Source organism: Edaphobacter sp. FHG110511_03 (assembly GCF_059115365.1).
In genome coordinates this window covers 38,752-51,746 of the sequence record NZ_JBZYWL010000004.1, presented here as the reverse complement: position 1 = coordinate 51,746, position 12,995 = coordinate 38,752, and the positions used below count along the sequence as shown (strand labels likewise).

Sequence of the window (12,995 nt, the reverse complement as noted above, 5' to 3'; positions counted from 1 at the left end):
TAGAAATAACCTTTGCGAGGAATGGTGCTTAACAAAAGTCTGTTGGGGTCTCTTCGTTTGTTTTTGTATCTTGGTCTGGCGCTCACAGCGACTCGCATAAGAGCCCAGATTGCTGGACAAGGCGCTATTTCGGGTACGGTGACGGACAGCACTGGGGCAGCCATTCCCAGCGCCAACATCACGGCCACAGAAAACAGCACGCATATTGCAACGGCGCGCAAGTCAACCGGAACGGGATACTACGTACTCTCTCCGCTTGCTCCCGGGACATATACGGTTATTGTCGCCGCACCAGGATTTCAGAATTTAAAGCAGGACAAGGTGACAGTTAACGCTTTGCAGACGGTGGGGCTGAATTTACAGCTCACGGTCGGAAGCGTTGCCGATACGGTTACCGTTTCGACGGAGCCACCGGCGTTGCAGACGACGAATGCAACCCTGGGCGCCGTGATGGAGAACAAAACATATTCGGAGCTGCCAATCCAGATGACGAGCGGAACTCCTCGCGACCCAACAGCATTCACGGGCCTCATGCCTGGAGTTCAAAGTGGAGGACGTTCTGGAATCTTCAACGGTGTCGGTTCGGGAAACTCGAATGAGATGTACGTGGAAGGCGTTCCGCAGACCACCGTGGACTCGCAGGGCGACAACCGTAAGCTAAACCAGAATCTATCGATTGAGGCGGTCGATCAGTTCCAGGTGCAAACCAGCGGTTCCTCAGCCCAGTATCAGGGTATCGGCGTGGAGAACTTCTCGATCAAACAAGGCACCAACCAGTTTCATGGAAACGCCTACGCTTTCTTTCGTAACACGGCGTTCGATAGTTGGGGATATTTTCAGCCGTGGACTCCGGTAGTGCATGCGGACGGCACAAAGGGGCTTCCTACAGCGAAGAATCCCGAACACCAGAACGAGCTTTCGTTTTCGCTGGGTGGACCGATCAAGCGAAATAAGCTGTTCTTCTTTCTAAATTACGATCGCTATCACTACACGGGTGTCGCCAATCCTTCCTCGCAGACGATACCGACGGTAGACGCGCGGAATGGCGACTTTTCGGCCTATAGCGCAAGCACGGGATACAACATCTACGATCCAACATCCGCTGCGGAGTGTACTGCCTCGAATGGCGGAGTTCCTTGTGTTCGCCAGTTTATGGGAGTGAAGAATGGAGCGCCTACCCCGAACGTGATTCCTGCTTCCAAGATCTCTTCCATCGCACAGGCCATGCAGAAGAATCTGCCCCCGGTTTCGAATTCGTCCTTAACCAATAACTACCTTTATGGACGTCCCGTGGGAAATGACGTCTGGGGAGTTACAGGACGGTTGGACTATACGATCAACGAGAAACAGCAGATATCCCTTATCTCCACGTCGGGAGATAAGAAATTCATTCCTTGTGATTACGGGTCAACGTCTGTCCTGCCAAATCCCTATACAAACTGTACGTTCGTGGACGAGCGTACGACGACCGACATCGTTAAGCACACGTACACGATTACGCCGCATGCGGTGAACCAGTTGCGGTATGGATACACGAGATTTGCGACTCCCGTGCACAATCTGACGGATGGTACCGACGATACTGCCGCCAACTTGGGGATCGGGAATCTGCCGGCGGGGCAGGCGTCTTCGACATTTCCTGGTGCAAGCTTTTCCGGTGGAGTCGACAATCCAACTGGATTCTCTTCGCCGACCGGGCAACATGAGGCGGTAAATACGTACACGATTGGAGATGAGTTCCAGTGGGTACGCGGACGCCATTCGATCACGTTCGGTGGAACCTTCCAGTGGTTGCAGTTCAATCAATCCGCAGCCGATAGCCAATCAATGCCAGTTACATTCACGTATACCAATAACTCGACTGCGGGCTTTACGAAGGGCGATATCAACGTAAAGAGTGGATTGGCATACGCAAGTTATTTGCTGGGAGCGGTGGATAAGACCTCTCTGTATATCCAGAACTTTTCGACGCTTGGAGCGAGATACAAAGCCTTTTCACCTTATGTCCAGGATGACTTCAAGGTAACGAAAAATCTTACGCTAAACCTTGGGCTGAGATGGGATCTCTACACGCCATTTACAGAGACCAAAGATCGTTGGTCTGGCTTTAGTCCAACGCAGATGAATCCTGCAACTGGATCGAATGGAGCGTTGTTCTACTATGGTCGCGGCGACAGTACTTGCAATTGCAAGACAACCATAAACACGTGGTACAAAAACCTCGGCCCAAGACTGGGCTTTGCTTACCAGGCCGGTTCCAAAGACGTTATTCGCGGCGCATTCTCCATCATGTATACGCACAGTGGAGGTGTGGGAGGATCGAGCGCAGGAAATTACAACGGAACAGGTCAGGTCGGTCTCACGATCAGCCCGGCCTTTGCGTCCTCGAATCAAGGAGAGCAGCCCGCATTCTTCCTGAACCCGGCACTGGGCAATAGCAGTCTTCCGGGTTATGCAACAACGATTAATCAGACACCGACTGCTAACGCCGGGAACTATATTGCAAGCGATGGATCGTCGGTTGTCGCCAGTACGGTAAGCTTCGCAGACCCATATCTTTCGGGGCGTCCCCCTTACGCGGTCAGCCGGAACTTTGGTGTGCAGCATCTGCTTACAAATACGCTTACGTTGAGTGTCGACTATGCAGCCAATCAGGGTCACTTTCTTATTGCTGGATTAAGGGGCTACTACAACAATCAGTTGGCTCCGCAGTACCAGGTATTGGGAGGCTTACTGAAGCAACTTCCTAGCAATGTAGATAAGGCTACCGGTAAGACCTATCTGCAGGAAGCGCAAGCAATCATCCCCGGAATCGGGCTACCTTACGCCAACTACGGTGGATCAACCGCTACGCTGGGGCAGATGCTCAAGCCGTTTCCGCAATACTCCGGAGTAACCGATACATATGGCAACGTTGGAAACAGCAACTATAACGCCCTGCAGATCTCTCTGTCGCAGCGTGAGTGGCATGGGTTGAGCTATACGCTGAACTATACGTTCGCGAAAACCATCGATGATATCTCGGGTTCGCGCAGCGGCTATGCCATTCCTGCCAGCGTCATCGATGGAGGACACGGAACGGTCGAGGCGAACAGAATCGATCGTTCCGTGAGCTCGAACAACGTTCCAAACAACCTGCATATCTTCGGAGTCTATTCATTGCCATTCGGACAGCGGGATCAGCCCGGAGGGCAGCATTTTGTTGTGCGTGCGCTTACAGGTGGATGGAAGCTGTCGTTTATCTTCTCGAAAACCTCGGGCGCTCCGCTTTCAATCAGTGGCGCTAACTGTCAAACACCGGGAAGCTGCTATCCGAGTTATAACCCGGCGTTTTCCGGACCAGTGCGAATCAATGGAAACGTCGGCAAAGGGATTACGGCGACGACGGTCAACGATGTTTCGTATATCGATGCGAATGCGTTTGTGACTACCCCAGGAAATGGAGGGTTCAATTTCGGTAATGTTGACCGCAATGCCCCCTATCATCTCTACAATATCGGGACTTATAACATGGACGCTGGATTGAAGCGTGAGTTTCCCATCTGGGAGCGGCTAAAGTTTACCTTCCAGGCGGATGCCTTCAATGTAACCAACCATACGCAGTTCGGTGGCCTGGGTACATCACTGTCCAATCTCAGCGCCTTTGGAAAAGTCACTAAACAAAACAACAGCGCTCGGGACTGGCAGTTTGCTGGCAAGTTCAACTTCTAAGGACGAGCAGTGAGAAGGGGACGGAATGGATGTCCTCTTCTCGCTTAATTTTCTATAGAGACATGGACCTGCAATCTTATTGGAATCGTCGTCGCTTTCTGTCGCATGCTGCAGCTACAGCAACGCTGGGGGTTCATCGGCCACTGCTATCGCTTCAGCAACGCTCGCATCCTCCTCAATCTGCAGCGAGCTCTCCAGAAGAGATTACGGGAAAGACTCGTGGTCTGATGGCTGGTCAGACTGCTCGGCCTCTTCGCTACCATCCTCAAGACAGCGGCTTCGCTATTCGGAATGGCCGCGAATTTTTTAATCGTCCTCTCTACGGGCCAAACAACGCATTTCGTGTCGATGCAGGCGACCTCCCTGAGTTCTCCCTTTATCTGCCCGGGCACGGCGGCAATCTGCGTCTCGGCTTTTCCACCGAGACAACGGCTAAGTGGCTCATCGAAGCTAGCGACGTCGTTGCTACCTACCGCATGGGACGCATGTCCTACGAAGTTCGAGATCCTCTACTTAAGCAGGGTTCGATTCTCCTTGAGCTATCCACGATGGGCCAAGGGGAAGGGCTGCAGGCCAGGATTCAGTCTCGGGAAATTCCTCAGGGGACCAGACTGATATGGATGTTTGGCGGAGTCAGCGGCCGCAAAGGAAAACGCGGAGGCGACATTGGTTGCGAAAGTGAGCCTGTAAGCCAGTTCTTTCAGGTTCGACCGGAAGAATGCAAGGAGAACCATTACTCCATTGAGAGTCATAAGGCTGTTCTTAGCAGCAAGGCCGCAAGGCTGCTTCTAACATTTCCAAGTGGCTCTGATCTTTCTGTAGGAGATGGAAAACACTGGAATGATGCATGGCAGGCGGTAAGCCGCTTCGGCAAGGCTCTTACGGAGGAGCCCGTACTGCTTGGCTCAGTGGATTTGAATCCCGGCAAGTCCCAATACATAGAAATCAAGAGAGCGGATGGCACCACATCTCCTTCCACACAGGAAGACGTGGCCGAATCTTTTACAAGACGCAGCAAGCAGCTCGAAACTCTGGCGAGCCAGATAGCTCTCTCCACTCCCGATCCATATATTGATGCAGCCGCCGGAGCTCTATGCTTTGCGGGAGATGCCATCTGGGATGACCGACAAAAGTGTGTCATGCATGGAGCGGTAGCCTGGCGTAATCCTCTAGCAGGTTGGCGAGGTCCTTACGTACTCGATTGCCTGGGATGGCATGATCGCTTTCGAGAGCATGCGAGGCATTGGATTGCAAAACAGAATAACTCACTAGTAACAACTGCGACGCCAACAAAGGGAGGCCCCGACCCTGGTTCGCACCTGACCCGTTCGGAAAATCTCCTGCACAGTCGAGGAGATCTCTCCCACAACCATTACGACATGAACCTCGTCTTCTTCGATGCGTTACTGCGTCATCTGCAATGGACGGGAGACAAGGAATTTGCGCAAGAGATATGGCCTGCGCTGCTCATGCATCTGGAGTGGGAGCGACGTCTGTTTCGGCGGACGTACCAAATTGAAGAGGGGCGGGAGCTGCCGCTGTACGAAGGATATGCCTGCATCTGGGCAAGCGATAACCTGCAGTACAACGGTGGTGGCGCTGCCCATTCCACGGCATACAACTACTACGCGAACATAATGGCGGCACAGATTGCGCGATGGCTGGAACAAGATCCTTCCGTCTTTGATCGCGAGAGTGCGCTGATTCTTGAAGGAATGCATAAGCTGCTGTGGCTGCCAGAAAAGGGAACCTTTGGCGAATCCAAAGACATTCTCACGAATCAACGCGTATACACTTTTCCGGCACTATGGTCGGTCTATCACACGATCGATTCTGAGGTAGGTTCTCCACGAGAAGCATGGCAGATGGCGGCGGAAGCTCTGGGGCGTCTGAAAAAGGTTCCCCTCGAGGGACCAGATGTTCCTCGCGAGGGCCTGTATATGCTTCCGTGCTCTGATTGGCTTCCGTACATATGGTCCTTGAACCTTCTACTGCTTGCAGAGAATATGCACATGGCCTTGGCTCTCTGGCAGGCAGGCATGGCAGAAGAGGCCTTCACCATCTTCAAAGGCAACATCGTTGACTCGATGTTCCAGGGACTATGCCCCGGAAACTTCCATATGACATCCGCTTTGGATGATCACCGTCAGGAAGCACAACGTGATTTTGGTGATCCTATCGGCATCACATCGCGTGCCTTGATCGAAGGATTGTTCGGTATCAAACCCGATCTTCTTCATGACACCCTCACAATCCAACCAGGATTTCCAAACAAATGGAATGATGCATCCCTGCATCATTGCGATGTCGATATGAAATGGCAGCGCATGGGAACGCGGGAAGTGCTGGAGGTTACCTCCAACTTCGGGAGGCCGGTTCAACTCCTCTTGAAGTTACGCTCTCCTCGGACTGGTAAGCCTTTTGTGCGGGTCAACCAACATCCAATTCACAACGCGAAGTTCGACCCCGAAGCTGTTGGAGCTCCACTGTTCACCGTTCCAGCTGGTGCAGGGGAACGTTGGATCGTGGAAGTGGAGTGGACGGGAAAACAAATTCTCTCCCCGGCCCCATTTCGCTCTTATGCCCTTGGAGAGAAGATCGTGCTTCCAAACCGAACGACGCATGCGATGGAAGACCCGCAGTCCTGCTTCAAGGATGGCCGCGCGATCCGTTCAGGGCAACATACGATCTTCATCCGTATGGAAGATAAGGATTGTCGATGGTGGATGCCGGTCTCGTTCGAAGTGAAGGCTGCCATTGGCAGCGACATATCGCAAAAGTTACCCAATAAGGCAGTGATCGAACCGCTGGACCTGACGGTGCATCTCAAGCACAGGGTTACGGATATCTTCCAGCGGAATTATTCTGCTCCTCGAGCTCCCTACTGTTCGCTTTCCATTCCAGAGCAGGGTGTGGGCGCATGGGCGGCTTTCGACCTGCACCCAGTTATCGACGACACCGGCCTTCGTGCTGCAGGCGGAAGCCTGGCGACTCCTATGGGTGTCTCCTTCCGTACGCCATCAGACCCAATCATTCCTAATTGCCTCTATCTGTCACAGTGGCAACAGGATCAAAACAGTGTCGAAGTCGCCCTTACTGGAAAGGCAAAGAGCCTATTTCTGCTGCTGACAGCGAGCACGTTCCCTCAATGCAGCCGCATGAGGCATGGAATGGTGACCGTGCGCTATGCAGATGACAGCGCTTCCCTGCTCGAGCTTCGTACACCGGAAACCTTATGGCCGATTGAACAGGATTTTCTCCTCGACGATTACCTGTTTGTGAGTGACGCCCCCATTCCTCCAAGAGTCGACCTCCGCTCCGGAAAGGTTCGGGTCCTCGATCCCGTTTCCTTCAAAGGGAAGGGTAAGTCCGTCTCCGGCGGAGCAGCGTCTATCTTGACGCTGCAACTTGATCCAGCCAAACAGCTCTCATCCTTGCGGGTTGAAGTGGATCTATACGGTCCTGTTATTGGTCTGCTTGGAGCAACACTCGTACGCTCTCATTAGTAAGAAGCTAAATATCATCAGACGCGACCGACTGTTGTTCATGCTCGACACAACAGAGGCGCTACGGCCGAGCGAGTTATTCACTCTGCGTTGGCATTCTTTTTGATGACCAAACACCCTGACACTATCCGAAACCGTCTACTGGGGCGCTCAGACCATTTGGCAAGACTCGGGAAAGTTCACCAAGGTCTATCTGCCGAAAGGGCCGGCTGAGAGTGTTCAGGAGAGGGTCGGATCAGTGTACGCTCCTACTGAAGCTCCAAGTCCCACTTCACGGGGATATCGACCACCTCTTTCAGTCTCCGAAACGATTGAGAAAGTACGCCGTCTTCCCAGGTTTCCAGAGATCCCATTGCGAGGAAATTGTAAAAAAGGAGATTTATGCAAAAATTTCCTGGACGATTGGTCGAATTCGGGTCCAGCCGTTCGTCGAGATGGTAGACGCGGCGTAACCAACCCGCCTGAATCGAGGTCGAGATGTTGTTCTTTCACGATTTGAAAATTGCCGTGCGGTCCCTTGCGCGAGTCCCTGCGCTGTGGACCACAGTCGCCCTTACCTTGGCATTGGGTATCGGAGCCAACGCCGCAATCTTCAGCGTAGTACGCGCCGTACTGCTGCGTCCGCTGGCGAATCGCGACGAAGATCGGTTGCTTTACCTGCGCCAGAGCGCCCCCGGTATCGGCCAGGACAACGCAACGTTCTCGGTCCCCGAGATTCAGAACATTGGCAGCGGGCTTAAATCCATTAAGGAATTGGGCACATTTTCAGAGGTAGATTTCACGCTCGTGGGTCTGGGCACGCCCCGCGAGATTCCAGCGGGTGTGGTGGACGGGCATTACTTCGAGGTGATGGGCCTGCGGCCCGTGCTTGGACGACTGCTGACTCCGGCTGATGACGGTCAGAATGCTGCCGGAGCCGTGGTGCTGACCCATCACTTCTGGAGGGCATCGCTGCATTCCGATCCCAGCGTGATTGGAAAGACGGTGCGGCTGGAGGGTCCCACCGGCGCGCGCACGGCTACCGTCGTTGGTGTTCTGGAACCATCCGTTCCCTATCCTGTGGCGACGGAGATTATCGCGAACCTCGTCACCAGCCCGCATCATCTTTCCGCCACCATGGTGACTGGACGCGAGCATCGCATGACGGAGGTCTTCGGCCGGCTGGCACCGGGCGCCAGTGTCGACGCTGCACGGGCTGAACTGCGCAGCGTATACGGCGGCATGCTGGCGGCACATCCGGAGGTTTACAAACCGGAGGACCATTACACAATCGACGTAACACGCATGCACGAGCAGATCAATTCGCGCGCCAATACGATCCTATGGATCCTGTTTGCGGCTTCGGGCCTGCTCTTCGTAATTGCGAGCTCGAACGTTGCGAATCTGGTGCTGGCGCGAACGGTACGCCGCGAACCTGAGCTGGCTATACGCTCGGCGCTGGGGGCAAGCAATGCGGTGCTGCGCCGTTCTCTGTTGGCGGAGAGCTTCGTCCTGAGCGGGAGCGGGGCCCTGGCAGCAGTAGCCCTCGCTATACCAATGGTGGCCGTTTTGGGCCGTTATGCATCGCGCTTCTCAGCGCGCGCCAACGATCTCACGCTCGATTTCAGTATCGTGTGGTTCGGGATTGGGCTGGCGCTGGTTGCGTCCATCTTCCTGGCATTCATTCCACGACTCCCTTCGGCTGACTCTCCGCAAGGCGGCCTTACCGGCCGCGGAGCACGTGTTGCCGGAGGGAGCAGCCGGCGTCTCCGCATCTTTGCTGTGACACAGATAGCGGCTTCCTTCCTGCTGCTCGCCGGAGCGTGTGTGTTGATGAAGACTCTGTTTGTACTGGAGCAGACGCGGCCGCCGTTCGATTCAGCCAACGTTCTGGCGGTGAATCTTCCGCTGATGTCGTATGGGAAGACACCCCAGCAGGTGGATGCGTTCTATCGGGAGGTGCAACGCCGCGTCAGCGCGCTGCCGGGCGTTGAGCACGTGTCTTCAGGTTTCGGCACCCCCTGGCGAGACGATCGGGGCCTGAGCATCAGCTTTCAATTCGCCGCGCAAGGCGCAAAGCGCGCAGACGGACAGGATTTTCGAGCCAAGTTCCGGGTGGTATCGCCGGGTTTCTTCAATACGTTCGGGGTTCCGATTCAAGAAGGGCGCGACTTCAACGACGCCGACAAAGACGTTTCCGAACGCGTCGTGATCATCAGTCAGAGCCTCGCCAAGTTGCTCTACCCGGGGCAGAACGCGGTGAACCATCAACTGTGGTGGACGGACGGGGTCATAAAGTTTGTCGGCATCAGCCCCGAGCCAAGGCGAATCATTGCCGTGGTCCCTGACTTCGACGATGAAAATATCATCCCGTCACCGGCCATGACGATCTATGAGCCGGTCGAACAAGAGCAAGGATGGACCGGCCGCCTGTTTGTACGCGCACATCAGGATGCTTACGCTCTGGTCCCGGCCATCACGCAGATCGTTCGCGAGCTTTCAGCAGATCAGCCCGTAGAAAAGGCCAGCACCCTCGAAGACGTTCGCGCGGAGGTGCTGACGCCCGACCGCCTCAACGCGATTGTTTTTGGAGGATTCGCCGCCGTGGCACTCTTAATCTCTGTGGTGGGCGTGGCGGGCGTTCTTGCTTTTTCTGTGAGCGGGCGGACGCGCGAGTTCGGAATCCGCATGGCCATGGGCGCTCTGCCGCGTAACATTCTCACCATTGTCCTTGTAGAGGGCGTGGCGATGGCCGGCATCGGAGTGGGCGCGGGTGTGGCGATCGGTTTTGCGGTCTCACGCATAGTTGCCAAATACGTCTCGGAGATCCACCAGCCTGGCTCACTTGCGTTTGTTGCGTCCGCTGTAGCCATCCTGGGTGCGGCTGTAATTGCTTCAGCCGTTCCCGCTATGCGCGCCGCGAAAGTGGACGCGGTCGAGGCATTGCGTTCCGAGTAAACCGCTGCTTTCGACGGCATAGTTTGGAGGAATCACTTCAGGCGTTTTCTTCGAGGATCAGTCATGATGACCCTTTATGTCTACCGAATCTCTTCGTTCCGGAAAGCACCCAGCATTCAAGGAGTCTTTTTGGATCAAAGGACATTCACTCAGAGACCTAACGACCATTCAATCTCAGCTGCTCGACCGGTCGTAACTTGTCAAGCCTGCCGGAATCTGCAATGGGATGAGGAAATCGCTAGCGAGAACATAGCTGTAAAGATGACCGAGTGGCGGTTCAGGATGAAGTTGATCGGCAGAAACCCATCCGTTCGAATCAGTCCAATGCCATCCAATTGTTGAATTGTTTGGAATCGATTGCTGGAGGTTGCTGGAGCTCATCGGATAAGCGTAGATGCGCACGTTTTGCGCCAGGAGACGAGACATACCTTCAAGGAAGCTACCGGTGAGATGAGCGTAGCGATATTCCCAGATGCGAATCAGAAGAGACAGGCCTACGACGAAGCGGACATGTTCCTTGGTGTACCGGTTGACGAATGCTGTCATGGTGTAGAGTTCTCGCTCACGGAACACCAACACGCCACCCCCACGCCCCTGAAGGGCATCAATACGTTCCAGCAGGCCAGCGGCTCCCGGAGGCGGATCAGCTTCTGTGAGCGGCTTTGCAGACAAGCAGAAAAAGCCGCTAGGCGCAGGGCCTTCATTACCCGATTCTCGACGGAGCTGGTCGACCCCCGAAGTCAACAGTTGTTCATGGATACCCGCCTTAATGGGATCTATGTGTTCGAACGATCCTGGAGCAAGCACGACAGATTTTTTATGAAGAACTTCAATGGGCGGCACGGGCAACCCATCAGGCGAAAAACAAACCGCTTCAGCAAGACCTCCACGCACTAATTCCGCCAGCATTGCTCGCTGATCCCACCCTTCGAAAGCGACCCCACGCATTTCCACATAGTCGATTTCAATGCGATTTTCGACATCCTCAGCAACATTCACGAAAAAAGATTCTTTCGTCAATGGTTGAAGCAAAGCAGCGTGAATGAGGTTCACACCCAAGATGCCGATCGCCTCTTGCTGCAGGGGGTTGGAAGGATCTCGCATGTTGATATGGAGAATGATGTCGTTCGGTTGGCTGCCGGGTTGCAATTGAAACCGCAAGCCGACCCAACCGTGAGGCTCATTTGTTCCAGCGTAGTTGCGAGCGGAGATAGTATCGACAAAGGAAAAGAATCGAGTTACCGATCCACGACTCTTGTTCAATTGGTTGATGAGTTGGGACCACTCGCTATCCAGCATGGCTTCGACGCGTTCTTTGGCAACGTAACGCGCCCCAGAACCATACAGATCGTCGCTGACCTCCTTGTCATACGCTGAGATTGATTTAGCGACCGTCCCGGAAGCCCCTCCGACAACCAGGAACCATCGCACAACTTCCTGGCCAGCACCAATTTCTGCGAAGGACCCGTAACTGGTCGGATCAAGGTTTATTGTTAGCGCTTTCTGGTGAGTGTTGAGTTTTTCCGCTGATGCCATAGAACGCCCCTTATCGCTTGAGTGATTGACATTTCATCGTTAGCAGCAGACGGCTTTTTTGGCCATCAAGCGCGTGGGTAATTTTTGTAGTCTCATAAGTATTTACGACGCTGTCGTTCTTCGTTGTCGCGAAGGCTGATAGATTCTTCCATTCGTCACTAGGCCAACATCGGGCAGCGTCGAAACTCAGGCCCGGCTGACGAGCAACTTTGTTGTTCAGAGATAGCAAGAAGCAATGTTTCGCGTGACACAATCGGCCTGGGAAGAAGCTCGCACGAAGAAAAGCGCCGGAAGAGTTGAGAGAAACCTCCCGGCAAATACCACATATACGTTAATGTTGGCCCGTAAGGAATAATACGCCGGGAAGGATCCTGCATCGAAGGACTTTGAGAGGGGCGCAGCAATTCTCTACAACCCTTGATACACGTTCTTTTGGGAATTATCTACATTCGTTTCCTCTGCGGTGATGCTCAACTCCGCATCGAAATTCGAGGCATCCGCGACAGGCGCATCGCTCTCGAGGCATAAGCGTTGAACGCTTGCTTCAGCCTGGTCTTCTGACTGGCGGCAGATTTGCAATGCGACCTCTTTCTGCGAACGGATAAAATCTGGAGATTCCATGAGCCTTGCCCAAACGCCATCTCACAAACGGATTCGCCTGATATATTCGGACGATTCGTATTCGGACCTCTGCGAGAGTCCATCCGATGCAAACGCTGCGATCCAACGATTACAACAACTACGGATCGCCCTGTTCGATGAGTGTTAGCAGCAGTCGACAGTCCTTTCTTCTTTGCCTGTGACCAGATTAATTTGACGGTTTTTAAGACTCCGCGTTGCGTACATCTCTGAAAGCTGGCGAGATCTGAAAAAAGCGTCTAAGCTGGTGCACAGAAACGGGCCTAGTGAGACAGCTATTCGTGTGAGAGAGACGAAAGCGAGGATTCACGATGGGCAAGAGATGCGAACGCTCTGTCCTCAATAGCAAGCCAATCAAATCTAGATCGATCTCCAGGCGGATTCGCGCTTCGCCTGCCCTCGTCTGTTCTGCTCGGCTCCTGCTATTACTCTCTCAAACTGCCTTCCTTAGCGGCTGCAGCGGAGCCCCTTCGCTGACCTTAGCCGGCGCTTACTTTCCTGCATGGCTGGCCTGCGCCGTCATCGGTGTGATAACAACTGTCATCGCACGTGGTCTCATGGCTTCAGCCCATCTGGCAACGGTTATACCTTTTCAGCTTGCGGTCTGCTCGGCTGTCGGTGTGTTGGTCGCACTCGCAGTATGGCTCTTCTGGACGGTGCACTAAC

At 54.1% G+C, this 12,995-nt stretch carries 5 protein-coding genes; 4 read left to right on the top strand and 1 reads right to left on the bottom strand.

Annotated elements, in window-relative coordinates; genetic code table 11:
* Positions 1–138 precede the first annotated feature (138 nt).
* The 3 genes from AC5S26_RS17225 to AC5S26_RS17215 all read left to right on the top strand — a co-directional run bounded on the left by AC5S26_RS17225 (position 139) and on the right by AC5S26_RS17215 (position 10,154).
* Positions 139–3,711 (top strand): carboxypeptidase-like regulatory domain-containing protein, encoded by a 3,573-nt coding sequence (locus AC5S26_RS17225; RefSeq protein ID WP_494186165.1) that lies wholly within the window; start codon positions 139–141, stop codon positions 3,709–3,711.
* 62 nt (positions 3,712–3,773) lie between these two features.
* Complete coding sequence (locus AC5S26_RS17220; RefSeq protein ID WP_494186164.1) at positions 3,774–7,217, top strand: DUF4450 domain-containing protein; 3,444 nt, start codon at positions 3,774–3,776, stop codon at positions 7,215–7,217.
* Positions 7,218–7,694: 477 nt separating this feature from the next.
* Positions 7,695–10,154 carry an ABC transporter permease gene (locus tag AC5S26_RS17215; RefSeq protein ID WP_494186163.1) on the top strand — a complete coding sequence of 820 codons (2,460 nt, stop codon included), beginning with the start codon at positions 7,695–7,697 and terminating at the stop codon, positions 10,152–10,154.
* 174 nt (positions 10,155–10,328) lie between these two features.
* Here the strand turns inward: AC5S26_RS17215 and AC5S26_RS17210 are convergent, their stop codons facing one another.
* The gene (locus tag AC5S26_RS17210) at positions 10,329–11,690 is read right to left on the bottom strand and encodes a hypothetical protein (RefSeq protein ID WP_494186162.1); all 1,362 of its coding nucleotides are present in this window, start codon (positions 11,688–11,690) and stop codon (positions 10,329–10,331) included.
* A 950-nt stretch (positions 11,691–12,640) separates the two neighbouring features.
* Between AC5S26_RS17210 and AC5S26_RS17205 the strand changes: the two genes are divergently transcribed.
* A complete protein-coding gene (locus AC5S26_RS17205; RefSeq protein ID WP_494186161.1) occupies positions 12,641–12,994 on the top strand; it encodes a YtcA family lipoprotein in 354 nt (117 codons plus the stop codon).
* Position 12,995: the final 1 nt, after the last annotated feature.

Bases quoted from the DNA above. Each gene is read 5' to 3' on its own strand.
- AC5S26_RS17210 (WP_494186162.1), bottom strand. From the start codon at position 11,690: ATGGCATCAGCGGAAAAACTCAACACTCACCAGAAAGCGCTAACAATA.
- AC5S26_RS17215 (WP_494186163.1), top strand. From the start codon at position 7,695: ATGTTGTTCTTTCACGATTTGAAAATTGCCGTGCGGTCCCTTGCGCGA.
- AC5S26_RS17220 (WP_494186164.1), top strand. From the start codon at position 3,774: ATGGACCTGCAATCTTATTGGAATCGTCGTCGCTTTCTGTCGCATGCT.
- AC5S26_RS17205 (WP_494186161.1), top strand. From the start codon at position 12,641: ATGGGCAAGAGATGCGAACGCTCTGTCCTCAATAGCAAGCCAATCAAA.